The organism is Micromonospora sp. WMMD998, assembly GCF_029581235.1.
In the GTDB taxonomy this organism is placed as follows: domain Bacteria; phylum Actinomycetota; class Actinomycetes; order Mycobacteriales; family Micromonosporaceae; genus Micromonospora.
This window is the reverse complement of record NZ_CP120740.1, coordinates 1,412,087-1,433,117: the sequence shown is the minus strand read 5'-3', so window position 1 is coordinate 1,433,117 and position 21,031 is coordinate 1,412,087. Positions and strand designations below refer to the sequence as shown.

General features: G+C 71.8%; 22 protein-coding genes. 6 read left to right on the top strand and 16 right to left on the bottom strand.

What is annotated here, in order from left to right; genetic code table 11:
* Positions 1–128: 128 nt before the first annotated feature.
* The gene (locus tag O7619_RS06835) at positions 129–1,286 is read left to right on the top strand and encodes an AI-2E family transporter (RefSeq protein ID WP_282286412.1); all 1,158 of its coding nucleotides are present in this window, start codon (positions 129–131) and stop codon (positions 1,284–1,286) included.
* 50 nt (positions 1,287–1,336) lie between these two features.
* On the opposite strand, the gene O7619_RS06830 is transcribed toward O7619_RS06835, so the two are convergent.
* Positions 1,337–2,041, bottom strand: coding sequence for a dienelactone hydrolase family protein (locus O7619_RS06830; protein ID WP_282286410.1), 705 nt, complete (start codon positions 2,039–2,041; stop codon positions 1,337–1,339).
* 139 nt (positions 2,042–2,180) lie between these two features.
* On the opposite strand from O7619_RS06830, the gene O7619_RS06825 reads away from it, so the two are divergent.
* The 3 genes from O7619_RS06825 to O7619_RS06815 are packed head-to-tail and all read left to right on the top strand — an operon-like array spanning position 2,181 to position 3,131.
* Positions 2,181–2,573: a MerR family transcriptional regulator gene (locus O7619_RS06825; RefSeq protein WP_282286409.1), complete on the top strand. Its 393-nt coding sequence runs from the start codon at positions 2,181–2,183 to the stop codon at positions 2,571–2,573.
* Entirely contained in the window at positions 2,543–2,920 is a 378-nt protein-coding gene (gene trxA / locus O7619_RS06820) for a thioredoxin (protein WP_282286408.1), read from the top strand. Before O7619_RS06825 ends, trxA begins: the two co-directional genes overlap by 31 nt.
* 31 nt (positions 2,921–2,951) lie before the next feature.
* A complete protein-coding gene (locus O7619_RS06815; RefSeq protein WP_282288706.1) occupies positions 2,952–3,131 on the top strand; it encodes a hypothetical protein in 180 nt (59 codons plus the stop codon).
* Positions 3,132–3,188: 57 nt separating this feature from the next.
* Here O7619_RS06815 and O7619_RS06810 read toward each other — a convergent pair whose 3' ends face one another.
* From O7619_RS06810 to O7619_RS06780, 7 genes are all read right to left on the bottom strand, one after another.
* Positions 3,189–5,576 (bottom strand): glycoside hydrolase family 65 protein, encoded by a 2,388-nt coding sequence (locus O7619_RS06810; RefSeq protein ID WP_282286407.1) that lies wholly within the window; start codon positions 5,574–5,576, stop codon positions 3,189–3,191.
* Positions 5,573–6,325: a beta-phosphoglucomutase family hydrolase gene (locus O7619_RS06805; protein ID WP_282286405.1), complete on the bottom strand. Its 753-nt coding sequence runs from the start codon at positions 6,323–6,325 to the stop codon at positions 5,573–5,575. The genes O7619_RS06810 and O7619_RS06805 overlap by 4 nt, the downstream gene beginning before the upstream one ends.
* A gap of 48 nt (positions 6,326–6,373) precedes the next feature.
* Complete coding sequence (locus O7619_RS06800) at positions 6,374–6,841, bottom strand: DUF4442 domain-containing protein (RefSeq protein WP_282286403.1); 468 nt, start codon at positions 6,839–6,841, stop codon at positions 6,374–6,376.
* A gap of 9 nt (positions 6,842–6,850) precedes the next feature.
* Positions 6,851–7,567, bottom strand: coding sequence for a hypothetical protein (locus O7619_RS06795; RefSeq protein ID WP_282286401.1), 717 nt, complete (start codon positions 7,565–7,567; stop codon positions 6,851–6,853).
* 240 nt (positions 7,568–7,807) lie between these two features.
* Positions 7,808–8,191 (bottom strand): PIN domain-containing protein, encoded by a 384-nt coding sequence (locus O7619_RS06790; protein WP_282286400.1) that lies wholly within the window; start codon positions 8,189–8,191, stop codon positions 7,808–7,810.
* Positions 8,188–8,436: a type II toxin-antitoxin system prevent-host-death family antitoxin gene (locus O7619_RS06785; RefSeq protein WP_282286398.1), complete on the bottom strand. Its 249-nt coding sequence runs from the start codon at positions 8,434–8,436 to the stop codon at positions 8,188–8,190. The genes O7619_RS06790 and O7619_RS06785 overlap by 4 nt, the downstream gene beginning before the upstream one ends.
* A gap of 187 nt (positions 8,437–8,623) precedes the next feature.
* Complete coding sequence (locus tag O7619_RS06780; protein ID WP_282286397.1) at positions 8,624–9,358, bottom strand: TetR/AcrR family transcriptional regulator C-terminal domain-containing protein; 735 nt, start codon at positions 9,356–9,358, stop codon at positions 8,624–8,626.
* Between the two features lie 102 nt (positions 9,359–9,460).
* Here O7619_RS06780 and O7619_RS06775 point away from each other — a divergent pair, with 102 nt between their 5' ends.
* A complete protein-coding gene (locus O7619_RS06775; RefSeq protein WP_282286396.1) occupies positions 9,461–10,576 on the top strand; it encodes an FAD-dependent monooxygenase in 1,116 nt (371 codons plus the stop codon).
* 158 nt (positions 10,577–10,734) lie between these two features.
* On the opposite strand, the gene O7619_RS06770 is transcribed toward O7619_RS06775, so the two are convergent.
* Together O7619_RS06770 and O7619_RS06765 are read right to left on the bottom strand one after the other, a co-directional pair.
* Positions 10,735–10,923 carry a DUF397 domain-containing protein gene (locus tag O7619_RS06770; RefSeq protein WP_282286395.1) on the bottom strand — a complete coding sequence of 63 codons (189 nt, stop codon included), beginning with the start codon at positions 10,921–10,923 and terminating at the stop codon, positions 10,735–10,737.
* On the bottom strand, positions 10,914–11,714 hold the full coding sequence (locus O7619_RS06765) for a helix-turn-helix transcriptional regulator (protein ID WP_282286394.1): 801 nt from the start codon (positions 11,712–11,714) through the stop codon (positions 10,914–10,916). Before O7619_RS06765 ends, O7619_RS06770 begins: the two co-directional genes overlap by 10 nt.
* Before the next feature lie 147 nt (positions 11,715–11,861).
* On the opposite strand from O7619_RS06765, the gene O7619_RS06760 reads away from it, so the two are divergent.
* Positions 11,862–12,215: a hypothetical protein gene (locus O7619_RS06760; protein WP_282286393.1), complete on the top strand. Its 354-nt coding sequence runs from the start codon at positions 11,862–11,864 to the stop codon at positions 12,213–12,215.
* Positions 12,216–12,267: 52 nt separating this feature from the next.
* On the opposite strand, the gene O7619_RS06755 is transcribed toward O7619_RS06760, so the two are convergent.
* The 6 genes from O7619_RS06755 to O7619_RS06730 all read right to left on the bottom strand — a co-directional run bounded on the left by O7619_RS06755 (position 12,268) and on the right by O7619_RS06730 (position 20,846).
* On the bottom strand, positions 12,268–13,584 hold the full coding sequence (locus O7619_RS06755; RefSeq protein WP_282286392.1) for an ABC transporter ATP-binding protein: 1,317 nt from the start codon (positions 13,582–13,584) through the stop codon (positions 12,268–12,270).
* A 156-nt stretch (positions 13,585–13,740) separates the two neighbouring features.
* Complete coding sequence (locus tag O7619_RS06750) at positions 13,741–15,912, bottom strand: bifunctional glycosyltransferase family 2 protein/CDP-glycerol:glycerophosphate glycerophosphotransferase (protein ID WP_282286391.1); 2,172 nt, start codon at positions 15,910–15,912, stop codon at positions 13,741–13,743.
* 16 nt (positions 15,913–15,928) lie between these two features.
* Positions 15,929–17,842, bottom strand: coding sequence for a DUF5941 domain-containing protein (locus O7619_RS06745; protein ID WP_282286390.1), 1,914 nt, complete (start codon positions 17,840–17,842; stop codon positions 15,929–15,931).
* The gene (locus O7619_RS06740) at positions 17,839–18,582 is read right to left on the bottom strand and encodes an ABC transporter ATP-binding protein (protein WP_282286389.1); all 744 of its coding nucleotides are present in this window, start codon (positions 18,580–18,582) and stop codon (positions 17,839–17,841) included. Before O7619_RS06740 ends, O7619_RS06745 begins: the two co-directional genes overlap by 4 nt.
* On the bottom strand, positions 18,583–19,410 hold the full coding sequence (locus tag O7619_RS06735) for an ABC transporter permease (RefSeq protein WP_282286387.1): 828 nt from the start codon (positions 19,408–19,410) through the stop codon (positions 18,583–18,585).
* 65 nt (positions 19,411–19,475) lie between these two features.
* Positions 19,476–20,846 carry an L-serine ammonia-lyase gene (locus O7619_RS06730; protein ID WP_282286386.1) on the bottom strand — a complete coding sequence of 457 codons (1,371 nt, stop codon included), beginning with the start codon at positions 20,844–20,846 and terminating at the stop codon, positions 19,476–19,478.
* Positions 20,847–21,031: the final 185 nt, after the last annotated feature.

Sequence of the window (21,031 nt, the reverse complement as noted above, 5' to 3'; positions counted from 1 at the left end):
CAGATTCTCCCTTCGGTAGGTTGAAGGCCTTCCCTGAGGCCGGGGGCGCAAACACCGGACGGGCGGTGACGCCCCGGGTGTCGGATTCACCCGCGTCGGGTATCAACGGCCACGATCGAGGAGGCGACGTGGACGACGACGCTGGCACGCCCGGACCGGCACGCCCCGGACCGGAGCGTTCGGAGCCGGCACGGCCCGCACCCGCGCCGGCCGAGCCCCGGCAGGCCTGGGCGGGGCTGCCGTGGCCGGTCCGGACGGCGGTCACGTGGAGCACGTGCCTGCTGGTGGTGGCGGCCGGGCTGTGGCTGCTCGGCAAGGTCGCGGTGCTGCTGGCGCCGCTGGCCGTGGCGCTGGCCGGCACGCTCTTCCTCACCGCTCTGCTCGACCCGGTGCTGGTGCGGCTGCGCCGGCTCCGGGTGCCGGCCGCGCTCGCCGCGCTGCTCACCGTCCTGTTGCTGCTCGGCGTCCTGGTCGGCGCCGGCGTCCTGGTCTGGGACCTCACCGCGAGCCAGTTCGGTGAGTTGAGCCAGCAGCTCGACGAGGGCCTGCAACGGAGCCGCGAGTTCGTCACCTCCACCCTGCCGGTCAGCGACCAGCAGCTCGACCGGCTCATCGAGCAGATCCGTCAGGGCCTGAGCGGCAGCGCCCCCGACCCGGTGGCCGGTGCGCGTAAGGCCGCCGAGGTGGCCGGCGCGATCCTGCTCGGTCTGGTGCTGCTCTTCTTCCTGCTCAAGGACGGTCGGTCGATGTGGCACTGGGTGCTGCGGCGGCTGACCGGGCCCCGGCGCGAAGTGACCGCGGCGGCGGGCCGGGCCGGCTGGCAGACGCTCGGCGCTTACAGCCGGGGCACGATGATCATCGCGGCGATCGACGCCACCGGCATCGGCCTTGCGCTGGTCGTGTTGCGCGTCCCGCTGGCCCTGCCGCTGGCCCTGATCACGTTCCTCGGCGGGTTCGTGCCGATCATCGGCGCCACCGTCGCCGGCGCGGTCGCGGTGCTCGTCGCGCTCGCCGCCAACGGCCCCACCACGGCCCTGCTCACGCTGGCCGCGGTGATCGCCGTACAGCAGATCGAGGGCAATCTGCTGGAACCGCTCGTGATGCGCCGGCAGGTCCAGCTACACCCGGCGGTCATCCTGGTGGTGGTCACCGCCGGCACGCTCGTCGCCGGGGTCGCCGGCGCGTTCGTCTCGGTGCCGATCGCCGCGGTGCTCTGGCGGGTGCTGGACACGGTGCAGCGCTGCCGGTCCGGCGAGGCCGCCCGCACCGCCGAGAACGCCCGCTGACTCCGCCCTGACTCCGCCCGCCGACTCCGCCTCCGCCGGGCGACCGGCGCTCAGGCCGGATGGGGTTGGCGCAGGTGGGTGACGAACCAGGTGCCGGCCTGGTCGGCCACCTGCTCCAACGTGCCGGGCTCCTCGAACAGGTGCGTCGCGCCGGGCACGACGCGCAGCTCCGCCACCTGGCCCAACTCGTCCCGCGCCTGCTCGTTGAGCACGATCACCTCCTCGTCCAGCCCGCCGACGAGCAGCAGCGTCGGTGCCCGTACCGCGGTCAGTGAGCTGCCGGCCAGGTCGGGCCGTCCGCCCCGGGAGACCACCGCGCCCACCCGGTCCGGCCGGGTCGCGGCGGCGACCAGGGCGGCAGCCGCGCCGGTGCTCGCGCCGAAGAGCCCGATCGGCAGGCGGCCCAGCTCCGGGTCGGCGTCCATCCAGTCGACGATGCCGGCCAGCCGCTCGGCGAGCATCCCGATGTCGAAGCGCAGGTCGGCGGTCACCTCGTCCCGCGCCTCCTCGTCGATCGTCAGCAGGTCGACGAGCACGGTGCCCAGCCCGCGCGCGTTGAGTGCCTGTCCCACGGCCACGTTGCGCGGGCTGTGCCGCGAACTGCCGCTCCCGTGGGCGAACAACACGACCCCGCCGGCTCCCGAGGGCACGGACACGTCCCCGACGAGCCCGCCCTCCACCACCGGCACCGCGATCTCCCGCACACCCTCACCCCCACGTCTCCCCTCCCCCTTACCCCCCTCCCCGCCGATCATGAAGTTGGCGGGCCGGAGAGCGCTCCCCCACGCCGCTGATCATGATCATGATCACCGGGGGACGGGCCCGCGCCGGGTTGCGTTGACGTCGGCGGCAAGGTTTAGCGTCTGCCGTGGGACGGACGGGCGGGAGGCGCTGATGCGGATCGGGGAGCTGGCGGAGCGGGCCGGTACGAGCACCCGGACCCTGCGCTACTACGAGACCCACGGGCTGGTCCGGCCGCGCCGGTCCGCGAACGGTTACCGGATCTACGACGACGCGGAACTGCGCGTCGTACGCGAGATCCGCTCCCTGCTGGCGATCGGCTTCGGGCTGGACGACATCCGCCCGTTCGTCGCCTGTCTCCGCGCCGGGCACGACTCCGGCGACGTCTGCCCCGACTCGGTGGCGGTGCTGCGGCGCAAGCTCGCCGAGGTGGACGACTATCTCGACCGGCTCGGCTCGGTCCGCCGCCGGTTGCACGACCAGCTCGCCCACGCGATCACCCATCGGGAGGAAACATGCCTCAGGACACGCAGGCCGGCCGACTGACCGCGGTCACCGACGCCACGTTCGCGGCCACCGTGCTGGCCGCCGACCGCCCGGTCGTGGTCGACTTCTGGGCCGAGTGGTGCCCGCCCTGCCGGGTGGTGTCGAAGCACCTGGCCGAGTTGGCCGAGGAGTTCGGCGACGCGCTGCGGTTCGTCGCGCTGAACATCGACGAGAACCCCACCACCGCCCGCGCCTACCAGGTGATGTCCGCGCCGACCATGCTCGTCTTCCGGGACGGCCAGGTGGTCGGCTCGACCGTCGGTGCCCGGCCGAAGAACCACCTGCGGCAGAGCTTCGCCCGCCACCTGGACGGTTGGGCCGGCGCCGGGTGGGAACGCGCGGGGTGACCACGGAACCCGACCGATCGCGAGGCTCATGATGGCCAAACAGGACAGGTCCCGGGAGCGGGAACTCAGCGACCAGAAACGCCGCGAACAGGAGCTGGAAGACTCGCCGGAGTGGGCCGACCGCGCCGCGTCGGCGCGTACCCCCGACGATCCGCGGGCGATGGCGCCGCGGGACGCCGGCGGGCGTCCGTCCAACGGCCGCCAGTTCTGAGGTACGCACACCGAGCGGCCCCGTCGACGCGGGGCCGCTCGGTCCGGCGGGAAGCGGTCAGTCGGCGTGTTCCGGCAGGCGCATCAGCGGCGCGCGGCCCGGCGGCTGCTGCGGCTGCGGCTGCTGCGGCTGCGGCCCCGACTCGTGTTTCTGCGGCACCGGCACGGTGACCGGTTGGGCGCTTGTGACCCGCAGCTTCTCGCCGTGGTGCAGCAGGTCGAGCGCCGTGTCCGGCCCGCCGTTGCGCAGCGAGTAGGTCGTCTGGTGCGGCCGGACGTCGACGCGCAGCCGCAGCGACCGCCACTGCAACGAGAACTCCAGGCGGCTGAGTCGACTGGAGAGCCGGGGCGCGAAGGACAGCGTCCCGTCGTGGTCGCGCAACCCGCCGAAGCCGGCGACGAGCGCGATCCACGCACCGGCCAGGGAGGCCATGTGCACACCGTCGCGGGTGTTCTCGTTCAGGTCGTGCAGGTCCATCAGCGCGGCCTCGCGCAGATAGCGGTGGGCCAGCTCGGGGAAGCCCACCTCGGCCGCGAGGACCGCCTGGGTGCAGGCGCTCAGCGACGAGTCGCGTACGGTCCGGCGCTCGTAGTAGGTGAAGTTGCGCAGCTTCTCGGCGGCGCTGAAGGCGTCTCCCCGCCAGTGCATGGCCAGCACCAGGTCGGCCTGCTTGACCACCTGCTTGCGGTACAGGTCGAAGTAGGGGTAGTGCAGCAGCAGCGGATACTTCTCCGGCGGCGTGTGCTCGAAGTCCCACTCCTGCAACCGGGTGAAGCCCTCCACCTGCTCGTGCACGTCGATCTCGGAGTCGTACGGGACGTGCATGTCCTGGGCGGCGTCCCGCCAGGCGGCGGCCTCCTCCTCGGTGACGCCGAGGTCGAGGGCCTGGTCCCGGTAGCGCATCGCGCAGTCGGCGGCGGTGAGCAGGTTCCGCTGCGCCATCAGGTTGGTGTAGACGTTGTCGTTCTTGACCGCGGTGTACTCGTCCGGGCCGGTCACCCCGTCGATGTGGAACCGGCCGGCGCGGTCGTGGTGGCCGAGCGAGTGCCACAGCCGGGCGGTTTCGACGAGCAACTCCAGCCCGATGTCGCGCTCCAGCGCCTCGTCGCCGGTGACAAGCACGTAGCGGCGCAGCGCGTCGGCGATGTCGGCGGCGATGTGGAACGCGGCGGTCCCGGCCGGCCAGTACGCCGACGACTCCGGCCCCTCGATGGTGCGCCACGGGAACGCGGCGCCCTGCAGGTTCAACGTGCGGGCCCGTTCCTGCGCCTGGGCCATGGTGTCGTGGCGCCACTGGAGCGCGTCCTTCACCGCGCTCGGCTGCGTGTAGGTCAGCACCGGCAGCACAAACATCTCGGTGTCCCAGAAGGCGTGCCCGTCGTACCCGGGACCGGTGAGGCCCTTGGCCGAGATCGGCCGCCGTTCCGCGCGGGCGCCGGCCTGGAGCACGTGGAAGAGGCCGAACCGGACCGCCTGCTGGACCTCCGGGTCGCCCTCGACCCGCACGTCGGCGGCGTCCCAGAACTTGTCGAGGTATTCCCGCTGCGCGCGGCGCAGCCCGTCCCAGCCGTCGAGCCGGGCGGAGGACAGGGCCGCGCCGACCTGGTCGCGCAGCGCCGGCAGGGACCGCCGGCTGGACCAGCCGTACGTCAGGTACTTGACCACCCGTAGTTTCTCGCCGGGTTTGAGCACGCAGCCGATGGTGGTGCGGACCCAGTCCTCGTACCCCTCGGATTCGATCGTGGTGTGTTCCGGGCCGTGCACGTCGTGGCCCATGCCGGCGCCGACCCGCAGGCCGCTGACCTTGGTGCGGTGGATGAGCAGGCCGCCGTCGTCGGTGGTCAGCTCCTCCTCCGCCTGCAACGGTGACTCCAGCACGGCGGCCACGCGCGGGTCGCGGCTCTGCGGTGGCAGCGACTCGTTCGCCACCAGCTCGGACTGGAGGATCAGCCGCAGCGGCCCGTCGACCGCCTCCACCTCATAGTTGATCATCGCGACCGAGCGGTGGGTGAACGACACCAGCCGGGTGCTGCGGACCTTCACCTCGCGCCCGGCGGGGGAACGCCAGTGCAGCTCCCGCTGGAGCGTGCCGGCGCGCATGTCGAGGGTCCGCTCGTGGTCGAGCAGTTCGCCGTAGCGGACGTCGAGCGGCTCGTCGTCGACGAGCAGCCGGATGAGCTTGCCGTTCGTGACGTTGACGATGGTCTGCCCGGATTCGGGGAAGCCGAAGCCGGCCTCCGCGTAGGGCAGCGGGCGCAGCTCGTAGAACGAGTTCAGGTAGGTGCCGGGCAGGCCGTGCGGCTCGCCCTCGTCGAGGTTGCCGCGCAGCCCGATGTGGCCGTTGGAGAGCGCGAAGACCGACTCGGACTGGGCCAGCACGTCCATGTCGAGCCGCACCTCGCGGATGTGCCAGGGCTCGACCGGGTAGGAGCGTTCCCGGATCATGCGGCCGGCTCCGTGGCCAGCAGGTCGGCGAGGTCGGTGACCACCACGTCGGCGCCGTGCGCGCGCAACTCGTCGGCCTGGCCGACCCGGTCGACGCCGATCACGTACCCGAATCCGCCGGCCTTTCCGGCGGCCACCCCGGCGAGCGCGTCCTCGAAGACGGCGGCGTTCGCCGGTTCGACGCCGAGCATCCGCGCGCCCTCCAGGAACGTGTCCGGGTGCGGCTTGCCCGACAGTTTGCGCTCGCGGGCGACCACGCCGTCGACCCGCGCCTCCAGCCAGCGGTCCAGGCCGGCGGCGTGCACCACGGCCTCGCAGTTGGCGCTCGCCGAGACGACCGCGCGGCGCAGCCCGGCCCGGGTCGCGGCCTCCAGATAGCGCACCGAACCGTCGTAGACCTCGACGCCGTCGTGCGCGATGCGCTGGAGCAGGACGACGTTCTTGCGGTTGCCGACGCCGTTGACGGTGTCCGCGTCCGGCGGGTCGTCGGGGGTGCCCTCGGGCAGCGTGATGCCACGCGATTCCAGGAATGAGCGCACCCCGTCGGCGCGCGGTCTGCCGTCCACGTACCGGTTGTAGTCCGGTCCGGGGTCGAACGGGCGGAACGGCTCGCCGGTCTCGTCCGCCCGACGCCGCAGGAAGGCGTCGAACGTCTCGGCCCAGGCGGCGTTGTGCACCTTGGCGGTCTGCGTCAGCACACCGTCCAGATCGAAGAGACACGCGGTCACGTGCGCGGGTAGGCCCAGCATTGTTTGAATCTATCCAGGCGACTCACCGGGCAAACACGGTTCGGGGCGTCAGCGGTGCGGGCGCAGCGTCCACGTCACGGTGAGCGACGAGGTGACGGTGCCGTCCTCGGTGCCGAGTTCCACCTCGACCGGGAACTCGGGCCGCCGCCCGGCGTCCAGCTCGGCCAGCACGTCGGCCGCCGGACGCCCGAGCCGCGCCGTGGCCAGCACCGGACCCATCGCCACCTTGCGGTAGCGGATGGTCGCGGTCACGGCCAGGGGTACGGCCCGGTCGAGGACCTGCCCGAAGGCGGCCATCACCACCGCGCCGGACGCGGTCTCACCGAGCGTGAACGTGGCGCCGGCGTGGGGGCCGCCCACGTGGTTGTGGTGCGCCGGGTCGTCGGGGAGCCGGACCACGGCCCGGACCCCGCCGTCGGCCTCGGGCGCGACCTCGACGATCTCGATTCCGAGGGTACGGGCGAACGGCACGGCTTCGAGGAGGGCCGCTGCCACCTGCCGCGAGTCGATGGACATGCCCGAACGCTACTCGCCAGTAACTTCCTCGGCAAGACTGCCCTGCCGATGCGGCTCCAGAGCCCGGATCAGTGCATCGATCAGGGCAGGATCCTCCTCCAGCATCCGTTTGACGCTTTCGCTTATCTGCTCCGGGCCAAGCACACCCACTTCGTCCAAGTCCTCGACCCCAGCATTGCGCAGCACCCTCGCCTGCACTTCATGGAAGAATCGGCCGTCCTCACTGAGCAGTTGAGCCATCAGCGCCGCGACAAAGCGCTCCCGTGCATCCACCTCGCCGCCGCCGGCACCAAAGCTTTCAAGCGCCCTTGCCAGCTCTCGCGACGGCTCCTCGCCCAGAGTCGCCGTAACCCGAATCGGATCCGGCGCCGGCACCGATTCGGCGGCAATGGCATCACGCGAGGCTTGTTTCCGCGACACGAAGTTCCAGGTCGACCGCATAGCTGGGAGCGCCTGGTTACTCCATGCCGACTTCACGGCTGGTACGGCCTGCTGGGTCAACGCGGTCTTCGCAGCCGGCAGCGCCTGCTGAACCAACCACCTCTCGACGTGCGGCGCGGCCGCCACGGCCACCCTCATGGCAGCCTCCAGAGCCAGGCGTTTGACCAGATCTTGGAACTCCGTGGACTCCCTCGCCGGACCTACCCGACCCGCACGGCCTTCATCTGGAGTGAAAGTGCCGTGGCCGACAAGCTTTCCGTCGCGATTGAACAGATTCTGGTGCATTCCGCCCGTCTTACCCACGCCAGGAGTCAACCCATCGGGGTATTCAAAACTGCCTCTGATGCTAGCCATCGCCCACCATGAGCGGCACGATATCGAACGTCCGCCCGCGCTGAGATCCCGCGAGCGACATTCACCTGTCACCCAGTGGACAGGGTCGTCAGAAAATCGGAGATATGCGACGGCCCACTTCCCGCCAGCCGCAGCCCTTTATTGGACTGCCGCCAGGGGCCGGCTGCGAGGTCAGATGGCGCGAATCGTGATCAGGTCTTCGAGCCCGGCGAGGTCGTCGGCGTTGCGGGTGTAGACGGCGGCGTCGTGGGCGTGCGCGGTTGCGGCGATGAGCAGGTCCATCACCCTTGCGCGTGGCTGGCGGCCGTGCTCGACGACACGGGCGGCCAGGCGCGCGTAGCTGTCGGCGATGGCTTCATCGATGGGAAGCGGATCAAACCGACGTTGGATCGCGCTCAGCCGCGCCAACCGGAGCGCCCTCGCCTCGGCGTTCTTCGCGACCAGGACACCGAACTGGAGTTCGGCGAGGCTGGCGACGCTGATGGCCAGTTCGCCGGGAATCGGGGTCACATCGGTGGCGATGAGGACGCTGGTATCGAGGATGCCTCGGCTCACCGCTGGTCCCACGGGTCGACGACGGTGCCGTCGATCAGGCCCCGATCCTCTGCCCACCCGGGATCCGTGGGTTGGTCGAACAAACCGGCAAGGTCGTCCCACGCGCGCCAGGTCCGAGGACTGACCGGGCCCAGCACGGCCGCCGGTCGCCCAGCGACGGTGATCGTCACGCGTTCACCCGCCTGGGCCCGGCGCACCAGGTCGCTGGCGTTCTGCCGCATCTCCCGCAGCCCAATCTCATGCACAGCTCCCAGGGTAGCACTTGTGCTACAAGTGTCGTCCTTGCTGAGACTCGACGCGCCGGTTCACGTTGGAGGTGTCCCCTTGTCTCTTAATAAAAGACAATGATCTCCGCTGCACGTATGAATGTCTCTTATTAAGAGACAATGGGACATCACTCGTTCTCGCAACCCAACGCCGTTCCGCACGGGCTCATGACTCGGCGACGCCGTCCAGGATCGTGCTCAGGTTGTGGTGGAAGGTCTCCTCGGCGTCGAGGTGGGCGCCGTCGACGACGAGCCGGGCCATGGTGGGATAGCGGCCGGTGTCGAGCATGCGCCTCAGGTAGGGGCCGAGCGCGGACTGCCACGCGGACACGTCGGTGCCGGTGGCCCGCGCGGTGCGGCGCTCGGTGATCTCCCGGCGGAGCGCGCCAACGAGGAACGCGCCGAGTGCGCCCGAGGCCCGCTGAAGAGCGGCGATGTCGCGTACGCCGGGGGCCTGGCTGAGCGCGGCGGCGGTGGCCTCGCCGACGGCGAGCGCGTGCGGTCCCAGGTGTGGCCGCGCGCCGAGCAGGTCGACGAGCCATTCGTGGTCGAGGGCGGCCTCGCGCGTCGCCCGGGCGATGGTCACGACGGCGTCGCGCCAGCCTTCGGCTTCGGGACGCCGGCCGGTCCCGGCATCCTCCGCGATCCCGGCGGTCTCCGCGATGCCGGCGGTCTCCGCGATGCCGGCGGTCTCCGCGATGCCGGCGGTCTCCGCGATGCGGGCGTAGACGGCGTCGACCATCAGGTCGAGCAGTTCGGACCGGTTGGCCACGTAGTCGTAGAGCCGCATCGGGCCGACGCCCAACTCCTTGGCGAGCTTGCGTAACGACAGCCCGTCGAGGCCGTGCGCGTCGGCGAGCCGGATCGCCGTGGTGGCGATCCGCGCGCGGCTCAGCGCCACCGGCGCCGCCCGGGGCCGTGGTTCGGGCCTTTCCCAGACCGGCAGAGGTACGTTACCGTACGGCGTATCCATGAGATACAGCGTACGCTAAGGGAGTTGACGATGCGGATCGCGATCGCCGGTGGCGGCCTGGGCGGCCTGACGCTGGCCCGCATCCTGCGCCGGCACGGCATCGGCGCGGTGGTCTACGAACGCGAGCCGCACCGCGCCGCGCGGACACAGGGCGGTTCGCTCGACCTGCACCCGGAGTCCGGGCAGCACGCCCTGGCCGCGGCCGGTCTCGAAGCCCGATTCCGGTCCGAGGCCCGCCCGCAGGGCGAGGAGCACCGCATCCTCGACCCGGACGGCCGCGTCCTCCTGCGCCACGAGCCACAGCCCGGCTCGTTCGACGGGCGTCCCGAGATCGACCGGACCGTGTTGCGTGACCTGCTGCTCGACTCGCTTCCCGGGGACGCGGTGGCGTGGGGCCATCGGCTCGTCGCGGCGACGCCACGGCCCGGCGGGGGTTTCGAGCTGACGTTCGACGGTGGCCACCGCGCCGACTGTGACGTCCTCGTCGGCGCGGACGGAGCACGGTCGGTCGTCCGGCCGCTGCTGACCGACGTCACCCTGTCCGCCGTCTCCACCCATGTGGAACTCGGCATCAGCGACATCGACCGGCGCCACCCCACGCTCGCCGAGATGATCGGGCCCGGCAACTTCTGGTGCATCGGCGTACGCCAGGTCCTGTCCGCCCAGCGCCTCGGCGACGGCAGCGTCCGGGTCGGGATCTCCCTGCCGGCGGACGATCGCGACCTCGACACCTACCGCAGCAAGCGGGCCCTGCTCGACCTGTTCGACGGCTGGAACCCCCGCCTCACCGCCCTCATCGAAGCTGGCGACGGCACGCCGGTCCCGCGCCGGATCGAGGCGATGCCCGCCGACACGCGCTGGGACCATCGACCGGGCATCACCCTCGTCGGCGACGCCGCGCACCTCATGCCGCCGGTCGGCGAGGGTGCCAACCAGGCGATGCTCGACGCCGCCGAGCTGGCCGCGGCGTTCGCCGCCGATTCGGCGACGGCCATTCCGGTGTACGAGGAAGCGATGTTCGCCCGGATCCGACCGATCGCGGAGATGTCGGCGCGGGTGCAGGCGATGATGCTGTCCTCCACCGCAGCCGCCGAGATCGTCCGCTTCTTCACACCCCGGGAGACCGAGCCGGCCGCCGGCGTTTGAGCGTCATCTCCGACCGAGGCATGCCGCCACCTCGCCGAAGTGGCGGTGTCCCGGGCGGGGCACCCCGCCACCTCGGCGAGGTGGCGGCATCCTGGGGCGCGGTATGCCGCCACTTCGGCGAGCTGGAGTCGATCACGCCGCGGGGGCGGCGTCGGGGGTCAGGCGCGCTTGGTGCGGGCGACGAAGGCCGCCCAACTCGCCGGCGTGAACGTCAGCGCCGGCCCCTGCCGGTCCTTGCTGTCGCGGACCCCGACCACGCCGGGCAGGTTGTCCGCCACCTCCACGCAGTCGCCGGAGTTGCCGCTGCTGCGGGTGCTCTTACGCCAGGTCGCGCCGGTCAGCTCCATCGTTTCGCCGCCTCCGAGATCGCCGCCAGGGTCGCCCCGTGCGGCATCGCCTCCGCGCGGGCGGACTCCCAGGTCTGCCGCAGCGATTTTACGTCCGCCGCGCGCTCCACGATGGAGCCGTGCAACTGGTTGTCGAGATAGCCCACGTCGTCGCCGTCCGCCGGGGTGGCGAGCACGAACGCGCCGTTGAGCCCGGGGTAGGCGCCCACCGTCTCGGGCACCAGGTGCAGGTGCACCCGCGGCCGGCGGCCCATCTCGACCAGATGCGCCAACTGCTCGCGCATCACCTTCGGTCCGCCCACCGGGCGGGTCAGCACTGAGTGGTCGAGCACGGCCACGAACTGCGGCGGCGCGGGCTTCTCCAGCACCCCCTGCCGGGCCAAACGTGCGGCCACCTGCTGTTCGAGCGCCTCGCCGACAAGCGGGCTCGCGCCCTCGTGCAACGCGCGGGCGTACTCCTCGGTCTGCAACAGGCCCGGGACCACAAGCGGTTGAAAGCTGCGGAGCGCGGTGGCCTCCTGTTCGATGCTCACCCACTCGCGGAACCACGGAAGCAGCGACTCCCGCACCAGCGCGGCCCGGATGCGGACCAGCAGGCCGCCGCCGTGCAGCGCCTCGTCGCAGCGCTCGGTGAACTCGGCGCGCGGCGCGCGACGGCACTGCTCGACGGCCGCCACCAGCGAGGCCGAATAGCTCACCCGCTCGGCCAGCGCCTCCTGGGTCAGCTCGGCCTCGGTGCGGAGCCGGCGTAGCTCACCGGCGAAGAGTTCCCACAACGACGCACGGCTCATCTGCACACCTCTGCACACGAAAGGACGGCCGGTCGGACAGCCCACGATGTGGGGGTGGAACGCCTTCCGACCCTAGCGACGCGGTGACGAGACTGTCACGCAGCGAAGCCGGATTCGTCCGGAACCCGCGAACGCGAGGAGCGCCCCGTGATCAGTCACCAGCTCGGACAGCCGCCGGACGGGCCGACGGGGGACCGCCCTCGCGCGTACCCCGGGCATGCCACGCCGCACACGCCGCTGCGCCCGATGTGGTGCTGCCGGGCATGCGGCCAGCCGTGGCCGTGCGCGACCGCCCGCCTGCTGCTCCGGAGCGAGTACGAGGACAACCAGATCGGCCTGTCGATCTATCTGTGCGGGCTGTTCTACGAGGCGACGCGCGACCTCTACCGGCTCAACCCGGCGGACGCGCCCTCCCCCGCCGACATGTTCGTCCGCTTCGTCGCCTGGGGCCCGCACCGCCGCCCGCCCGTCGCGCCGCTCCCACCGCCGGGTGGGTGTTAAGCGGGGCCCCCGCCTATACCGAATGCGTTAATAGGGGCCCCCGCCTTACACCTCACCGCCAGCCGACGTCGATGCGGTCGCCGCGCTCGTCGAAGAAGTGCAGCGCGTCCATCCGCACCTGCACCGCCAGCGGGTGCCCGGACGACACCTGCGGGTAGGGCGCGAGCCGCACCGCCAGCTCCGCCGGGCGGCGGTGGTGCCGGCCCGGGTCGGGCAGCACGCTCGTGCGGTTGCCGCCGCCCCCGCCGTTCAGGGCGGGCTCCGGCGAGGCGGACTCCGGCGCGCGTCCGGTGAGCCGCTGCATCACCTGGCCGAACCGGCGCAGGCTGCGCTGGCCGGGCGCGGTCCGCTCGACCGGGGTGCCCATCTCGTCGACCACGATCGCGGTGGCGCCGATGTCGAGGAAGGCCAGCGACTCGTGGCCGTGGTGCTCCAGGTAGCGGATCCGGCCGTGCAGCACGTCGCCGGCCGTGTCGGGGGCCACCGGGGTGAGCGCCTCGGCGCGCAGGCCGACCACGATCCGCTCGCCGTGGTAGTGCGCCACGGCGCGGCTGCGGATGTCGTCCCAGGGCAGGTAGAGCGACTGCTCACCGAGGTTCAGCGCGATGTAGCGGTCGAGATGGACATAGACCGACGCCTCCAGCAGGTTCATCCGGGGGCTGCCGAGGAACGCGGCGACGTAGAGCGTCGCCGGCCGCCCGTACACCTGGGTCGGGGTGCCGACGTCCTGGAGCACGCCCTTGCGCATGATGGCGACCCGGTCGGCCATGGTGAGCGCCTCGGCCTGGTCGTGGGTGACGTAGATGGTGGTGACGCCCAGCTCCCGGGTGAGCCCGGAGATCTCCGCCCGCAGTTCGGCGCGGAGGCCGCTGTCGAGGTTGGACAGCGGCTCGTCCATCAGGAACAGGCCGGGCCGGCGCACGATGGCCCGTCCCATGGCCACCCGCTGCCGCTGGCCGCCGGAGAGCTGGCTCGGCTTGCGCGCGAGCACGTCGCCGATGCCCAGCGCGCCCGCCACGTCCTGGATCCGCTCGCCGCGTGACCCCGGCTCGACGCCGCTCAGGCGCAGCGGAAATCCGATATTGTCGCCGACGGTCATGTGCGGATAGAGCGCGAAATCCTGGAAGACCATGGCGATCTTCCGGTCCCGTGGTGGTAGATCATTGGCGAGTTCGCCGTCGAGCAGAACCGCGCCCGAGGTCGGATCCTCCAGCCCGGCCACCATCCGCAGCACGGTGGACTTGCCGCAGCCCGAGGGGCCGAGCAGGACCATGAACTCACCATCGTTGACGTCCAGATTTATGGTGTCGACCGCGATCGTCCCGTCTTGGAACACCTTGGTGACATCTTTGAGCGCGACGGTGCTCACCGTCACCTCCCCAGTTGTTCGCCCGAACCCGGAACTGACTGTGGCCAGGATCATCGGGTTCGCACATCGGGTAAACGTGCCATGTTCGGTTCGTGACAGTCCTATTACGGGGTAATCGTCAAGCTCTACCGTCAAGTGACCTGTGAGTAACCACTTTTATGCCGGTTCGTCGAGAAACACCCGGCGTACCACCCGCTCGGCGGCCTGCCCGTCGTCGAGCGCGCAGAACCGGGCGCGGAACGCCGCCCGGGCCCGCTCGGCCGTCCCGGCCCGCACCGCGCCGGATCGAAAGAGGTCCAGCAGCGCGGGGAAGTCCGTCGCGACCGCGCCCGGCGGCTCGGCCAGCAGGTCGAAGTAGACGCCCCGCGCCACCCGGTACGTGTCCCAGTCCGGGGCGTACACCACGATCGGCCGGTCCAGCACAGCGTAGTCGAACATCGCCGAGGAATAGTCGGTGACGAACACGTCCGCGGCCAGGTAGAGATCCTCGATCCGATCGTGGCCGCTGACGTCGAGCACCCCGCCCGCCGCCGGCCCGCGCGGTAGTCGTTCCCGGTCGTGGAAGTAGTGGCTGCGCATCAACAGTCGCCCGCTCGGCCCGAGCACGTCGAGCAGCCGGTCCGGGTCGAACGGCGGACGCCAGCCGGGCAGGTGCTCCCGGTGGGTCGGGGCGTAGAGCACCACGTACTCGTCCTCCCCGAGGCCCAGGGCGGCACGGACCCGGCGGCACTCCTCGGCGGTGGCGCGGGCCAGCCGGTCGTTACGCGGGTAGCCGACCTCAAGCGTGGTGTAGTCGGCCGGGTACGCCCGCTCCCACATCTGGGTGGAGAAGCTGTTCGAGGTGACGCTGTAGTCCCAGCGGTCCACCCGGCGCAGCAGGCCGGCGAAGTTCATGCCCATCGCGCCCACCGGGTAGCGCTGCTGGTCCAGCCCCATCACCTTCACCGGCGTGCCGTGGTGGGTCTGCACGTGCATGGAGCCGGGCCGCTTGCGGACGAAGTCCGGAAAGTTGACGTTGTTGACCAGCCAGCGGGCCCGGGCGAGCACCCGGTAATACTCGCGGGTGCCGGCGACGACGTACTCCACGCCCGCCGGCAGCGCGGCCACCCGGTCCCGCCGGACGATCCAGACGCCGCGCACCTGCGGGGCGAGCCGGCGGGCCGCCTCGTAGACGGCGGCCGGGTTGCACGAGTAACCCCGGTACCAGTACGCCGCGTACACCGCCAGCGTCGGGTCGATCGGCCGGTGCGTCTCGGCCCGGTAGTACTCACGCAACGCGCCGTTCCGCGCCCGCCGCACCACCGGCACCAGCCGCCGCCGGGCCCGGCCCACCGTCCGCCGGGCGGTCTCCCCGGTCTGGTGCGCCCCGCGCAACGCGCTGAACGTCCGCCACCGACCGGCCGCCACCAGCCGGTGCTTCAGCCCCTCCACGCCGGGTGGGACCGGATAGCCCGCCGGCGGCCGGAACTGGAGGTGGTCGGCGTGCATCTGGGCGAAGAACGCCGCCCGCAACTCGGGCGCGATCCGGTCGCCGTTGCCGAGCACGGTCAGGTAGTGCCAGATCATCCGCTCGAAGATCGCCGGCCGCAGCCCGTCCATCCCCCATGCGTCGATCAGCGCGAACACCCGGTGCCACTGGGCGAAGACCTCGAAGTGCCGGTCGCCCCGGGTGCGGGTGATCGCGCCGGTGCGCCGCTGCCGGTAGTGGAGACAGATCCGGTCCAGCACCCCGATCCGCTCGGCGGCCATCAGCGCCGGATAGCTGAACGACACGTCCTCGTACCAGCCCGGGGCGAAGCGGAACCCGCGCTCGACCAGGAACTCCCGGCGGACCAGCCGGTTCCAGGCGGTGTGCAGCAGCCGCAGCGTCTCCGGCCGCTCCGGCAGCGCGAACGTCGCCGCGCCGGGCGGGACGGGGAACACGTCCCGCATGGCGCTGCGGGTGCCGACGTTGTTCCAGTGCGCCCGGACGTGATCCACGATCAGCACGTCCGGGCGGGTGTCGCGGAGCCGGTCGGCGACGTGCGGCAGGCAGCCGGGGACCAGCCAGTCGTCCCCGTCGACGAACCACACGTAGTCACCGGCGGCCCGGTCCAGCCCGACGTTGCGGGCCGGACCGAGCCCGATGTTCTCGGTGAGCCGGACCGGGTGGACCCGGGGGTCGCGGTCCGCGTACTCGGCCAGGATCTCGCCGCTGTCGTCGGGGGAGGCGTCGTCCACCCCGATGACCTCGACGTCGCCGAACGGCTGGCCGAGGATCGAGTCCAGGCATTCCCGCAGGTAACCCTGCACCCGGTAGGCCGGCACGACGAAGCTGATCAAGGTCATGCCGGCCCGCCCTCCGTCAGCCCGGCGAGCGCGCACCCCCACGGGCGCGGGTCGGCAGGACCACCCAGGCGAGGACCACGCTCGCGACGAAAACCACAAAAAGGTACGCACCGAGTGTAGCTAGAGCGATACTCGCGATTCCGGCGATCGACGCGATTGCCAGCACCACCGAACGCCCCTCCCAGCCCAGCGCGGCGGCGTGCAGCGGCGGGGCCGCCTGCCGCTTCTCCAACCGGGCGGTCAGGTCGTAGTGGTGCAGCGTGAGCACCAGCACGTACCCGAAGATCAACCAGGCCGGCGCCCGCCCGGCCACCCCGACCGCGATGGCGAACAGATACTCGGCGGCCCGCAACGCGGCCGGCACCAGCCAGTCCAACGGACCGTCGTGCCGTGCCCGCGCCCCCTGCGCCGCGACCAGCAGCAGCACCATCGCGGGGACCACGCCCCAGCCGGGCAGGTCGCGCCCGTCGTGCACCGCCCACAACGCCCAGACCAGCAGCGCCGCCGCGCCGAGCGCGCCCACCACCGCCACCAGCAGCGGCCGGCGCGTCGCCGGCAGCGTCCGGGCCAGCGGGCCGTCGTCGCGGTGCAGACCCGCGTCGACCGTGGTCAGCACCGGCACCCGCATCCACCGCGCCCGCAAGGTCCGCAACCCCCCGGTGTACGCGAACGCCAGCGCGCCCCAGACCAGCACCGCGCAGAGCGCCACGAGCGGCCCGAACAGCGCGGTCGCCACCGCGATCAACGCCCACCGCTCACCGATCGGGAACACCACGGTCCGCTTCAGCCAGTACGACACCGAGCCGGTGTCCGCCTGCACCCGGGTCGACGCGGCGTTCAACTTCCCGCCGATCCCGCCCGCGTCCCCGCTGACCACCTTCGGCCGCCGGGCCGCCTCGTCGTGCAGCGCGCCGTACCAGGTGTCGGTCATGTGCCGCACGGTCTGCAACGTCATCGCGGCCAGCGCCAACGCCCAGCCGTAGCGGAACCCGACGTGCGTGGCCCCGAAGCCGAGCCCGGCGTAGACCACGTACTCCTTGAACCGGTCGGCCATCGTGTCCAGCCAGCCGCCCCAGGCGCTGAAGTGCCGGGTGTAGCGGGCCAACTGCCCGTCCACACAGTCGAGCACGAAACCCAGGTAGAGCAGGACCGCGCCGGCCACCAGCGCGGGCCGCCCGCCCGCGCCGAACAGCACCGCCGCCGCCACCGCGAACGCCACCGAGACCATCGTGACCCCGGTCGGCCCGATCCCGATCCGCGCCGCCACCTTCGTCACGTACGGCGACCAGGTGCTGACGAAGAACGTGGTGAAGAAGTCGTCCCGTTCCTTCACCGACAACCTCAGCTCGGCCCGGTCCTCGTCGACCGCCGCCACCGCCGCCTCGGCGGCCACCCGTTCGGCCGCGTCGCCGACCCGGTGCGCCACGAGCAGGCGTACCCGGTGGGCGAAGATCAGCGTCCCCCGGGCCGCGAGTTCGGCCACGAGCCGGTCCACCGCGGCGAGCGGCCCACCGGCCACGGTCGCCGCGCGGGCGGCGTCGGCGAGCGCCGGCAGGTCGGCCGCGCCGACCCGGAGCGCGCCACCGAACACGCCCGTCGCGTCCGCGTCCCCGACCGCGACCACCTGGCCGCGTTCCTCCCGCACCGTCGCCCGGCCGGCGGCCGGCGGATCGGTGAGCACGAGCGCCACCGTCGGCCCGACCGGGCTGGTCGCCAGGTGCCTGAGTACGGCCGTGTGCGCCACCAGGTCGACGCCGCTGACAAGCACCGGGCCGGTCGCGCCGGCCACCAGGTCGGCCAACTCGGTCAGGTCGGCGGCCACCCGCACGTCGTCCGCACCGGCCCGCCGCCACTGCGCGACCAGCGGCTTCTCGCCTACGGTGGCTCCGCCCGCCGCCGGCCCGGCGGCGAGCACGATCGCGAGCGTCACCGCTGCGCCGCGTCGGCGTAGGCCCGCAGTGCCTCGTCGATCGTCCCGTCGACGGTCAACCGTCCGGCGTCGAGGTAGAGCCCCCGACTGCAGAACCGGGTGAGGTCCTTGTCGTTGTGTGACACCAGCACCAGCGTGCGCCCTTCCGCGAGAAGTCGCTCGATGGTCGCATAGCACTTGGCGCGGAACTCCGCGTCCCCGACCGCGGTCACCTCGTCGACCAGGAGCACCGGGTGCGGCAGGTGCGTGATCACCGCGAAGCCCAGCCGCACCTTCATCCCCGACGAGTAGTGCCGCACCGACGTGTCGATGGCGCGTTCCACCTGCTCACCGGCGAACGAGACGATCTCGTCGAAGTGCCGGCGCAGGTACGCGGAGGAGAGCCCGTGCAGCCCGCCCACCAGGTAGAGGTTCTCCCGCCCGGTCAGGTCGCCGGAGAACCCGGCGGACAGTTCCAGCAGCGGCGCGACCCGGCCGTGCACCCGGATCGCGCCCTCGTCCGGGATCAGCACGCCGGCGATCAACCGCAGCAGCGTGCTCTTGCCGGTGCCGTTGCGCCCCACCACACCCACCGTCTCGCCCGGCTCGATCCGGAACGACAGGTCCCGCAACGGCCAGAACCGGCCGGCGTCCGGGTCGCGGGCCCCCCGGTGGACGATCAGTTCCCGCAGCCGGAGCTGGCGGCGCCGGTTGCGGACGAACCGGATGCCGAGCCCGTCCGCCTCGATGATCGCCGCCACTCAGAGTTCCTTCAGCACGGCCGGTTCCAGCCGACGGAACGCCCACCAGCCGAGCACGAACACCAGCACGCTGCCCGCCACGGTGACGGTGAGCAGCCGGGCGTCCGGGAACTCGTCCGGATACCAGACCGCGTGGTGGAGCTGGAAGATCCCGACCAGCGGGTTCAGCTCGTACCCGAGCTTGAGCCAGCCCGGCATGCCGGAGTCGCGGACCAGGTTGAACGGGTAGATGATCGGGGTGGCGTAGAACAGCAGCCGGATGACCAGCCGCATGGTCCGCTCGATGTCGCGCATCAGCACGTTGCCCGCGGACAACAGCAGGGCCAGCCCGACGAGCAGCACGAACTGCACGGCCACCGCCAGCGGCAACGCGAGCAGGCTCCACCCCGGGTGGATCTTCCCCTGGGCCGCGTAGAGCGCCGCGATGGCGACCAGGATCGGCAGGCCGGCCAGGTATTCGGCGAAACGGCCGGCGACCCGACCGATCGGGAAGATCGGCCGGGGCAGGTTCATCGTGGTGATCAGCCGGGCCTGTCCGGTGAGCGCGTTCGCCGCCTCGGTCAACGCCGAGCTGGCCCACATCCAGGCGAAGATCCCGGTGATCAGGAACAGCGGGTACGAGCCGGCCGCCTCCCCCAGGTGCCGCCGGGTCGCCCCGGAATAGAGCACACCGAAGACGAACCAGTAGATCAGGCCCATGCCGAGCGGTTCGATGAGCGACCAGAGGTAACCCAGCACCGACTGCTGGTACTTCACCGCGAGATCCCGCCGGACCAGGATGCGCAGCGAGGTGCGGGCGGACCAGAGCGCCGCGACGCCTGACGTCACCGCACCATCCTCGCGCCTTCTCCTGCTGGCGCGGCGGCCGTCAGCGGCGGATCACCCCAACGGGGTCAGCACTCGATCACGTTGACCGCGAGCCCGCCCCGCGCCGTCTCCTTGTACTTGACCTTCATGTCCGCACCGGTCTCCCGCATCGTCTTGATCACCTTGTCCAGCGACACGTGGTGCACCCCGTCACCCCGCAACGCCAGCCGGGCCGCGGTGATCGCCTTGATGCTCGCGACCGCGTTCCGCTCGATGCACGGGATCTGCACCAGCCCACCGACCGGGTCGCAGGTGAGCCCCAGGTTGTGCTCCATGCCGATCTCGGCGGCGTTCTCCACCTGCTCCGGCGTGCCGCCCATCGCCTCGGCCAGCCCCGCCGCCGCCATCGAGCACGCCGAACCGACCTCGCCCTGACAGCCGACCTCCGCACCGGAGATCGAGGCGTTCTCCTTGAACAGCACGCCGATCGCGCCGGCCGCCAGCAGGAACCGGACCACCCCGTCCTTGGAGGCACCCGGCACGAACCGGGTGTAGTAGTGCAACACGGCCGGGATGATGCCGGCCGCGCCGTTCGTCGGCGCGGTGACCACCCGCCCGCCGGCCGCGTTCTCCTCGTTGACCGCGAGCGCGAACAACGTCACCCAGTCCATCGCGCGCAGCGGATCACCGGGGCCGCTCTCCGTCTCCAGGCCGCGCCGCAACTCGGCGGCGCGGCGACGGACCTTCAACCCCCCGGGGAGTACGCCGTCGCGGGTGCACCCGTTCTCCACGCACTCCCGCATCACCCGCCAGATGTCCAGCAGCCCCGCGCGCACGTCCGCCTCCCCGCGCCAGGACAACTCGTTGGCGAGCATCACCGCGCTTATCGACAGGCCGGTCTCCCTGGTGACGTCGAGGAGTTCCGCCCCGGTCAGGAACGGATGCCGCACCGGCGTGCTGTCCGGCCTGATCCGGTCCGCCCCGGCCGCCGCCTCGTCCACCACGAACCCGCCACCGACGGAGTAGTAGCTGCGCGCCCGCACCTCGTTCCCGTCCGCGTCGAAGGCCGCGAACGTCATCCCGTTCGGGTGGTACGGCAGCGAGCGCCGGCGGTGCAGCACCAGATCCCGGTCCGGGTCGAAGTCGATCTCCTGGCTGCCCAGCAGGCTGAGCCGCCGCTCGGCCCGGATCCGTGCCACCCGCTCACCGACCCCGTCGGTGTCGACCGTCTCCGGCGACTCACCCTCCAGCCCGAGCAGCACCGCCCGGTCGCTGCCGTGGCCGTGGCCGGTGGCGCCGAGCGACCCGAACAGCTCGGCCTGCACCCGGGCGACGTCGGCGAGCTGCCCGTCGGCCTTCAGGCCACCCACGAACGTACGGGCGGCCCGCATCGGCCCGACGGTGTGCGAGCTGGACGGCCCGATACCGACACTGAAGAGATCGAAAACACTGATCATGGCTGCACTTTCCTCGCCGTCGTCCCCGTTGTGCGGTTCCGATCCGTGCGTGTGCCGCGCCCCCGCTGTCCGAGGGTCGACGGCCAGCGCCCAGGGTGGGGGCGCCCGACCCGCAAGCCTACTCACCCACCCAGTGCCCCGCCCCCACCCCGCCCTCCCCCAGCCCAGCCCAGCCCCGGCTCATG

Bases quoted from the DNA above. Each gene is read 5' to 3' on its own strand.
- O7619_RS06830 (WP_282286410.1), bottom strand. From the start codon at position 2,041: ATGATCGGCGGGGAGGGGGGTAAGGGGGAGGGGAGACGTGGGGGTGAG.
- O7619_RS06825 (WP_282286409.1), top strand. From the start codon at position 2,181: ATGCGGATCGGGGAGCTGGCGGAGCGGGCCGGTACGAGCACCCGGACC.
- trxA (WP_282286408.1), top strand. From the start codon at position 2,543: ATGCCTCAGGACACGCAGGCCGGCCGACTGACCGCGGTCACCGACGCC.
- O7619_RS06815 (WP_282288706.1), top strand. From the start codon at position 2,952: ATGGCCAAACAGGACAGGTCCCGGGAGCGGGAACTCAGCGACCAGAAA.
- O7619_RS06810 (WP_282286407.1), bottom strand. From the start codon at position 5,576: ATGATCCGGGAACGCTCCTACCCGGTCGAGCCCTGGCACATCCGCGAG.
- O7619_RS06805 (WP_282286405.1), bottom strand. From the start codon at position 6,325: ATGCTGGGCCTACCCGCGCACGTGACCGCGTGTCTCTTCGATCTGGAC.
- O7619_RS06800 (WP_282286403.1), bottom strand. From the start codon at position 6,841: ATGTCCATCGACTCGCGGCAGGTGGCAGCGGCCCTCCTCGAAGCCGTG.
- O7619_RS06795 (WP_282286401.1), bottom strand. From the start codon at position 7,567: ATGCACCAGAATCTGTTCAATCGCGACGGAAAGCTTGTCGGCCACGGC.
- O7619_RS06775 (WP_282286396.1), top strand. From the start codon at position 9,461: ATGCGGATCGCGATCGCCGGTGGCGGCCTGGGCGGCCTGACGCTGGCC.
- O7619_RS06770 (WP_282286395.1), bottom strand. From the start codon at position 10,923: ATGGAGCTGACCGGCGCGACCTGGCGTAAGAGCACCCGCAGCAGCGGC.
- O7619_RS06765 (WP_282286394.1), bottom strand. From the start codon at position 11,714: ATGAGCCGTGCGTCGTTGTGGGAACTCTTCGCCGGTGAGCTACGCCGG.
- O7619_RS06750 (WP_282286391.1), bottom strand. From the start codon at position 15,912: ATGACCTTGATCAGCTTCGTCGTGCCGGCCTACCGGGTGCAGGGTTAC.
- O7619_RS06730 (WP_282286386.1), bottom strand. From the start codon at position 20,846: ATGATCAGTGTTTTCGATCTCTTCAGTGTCGGTATCGGGCCGTCCAGC.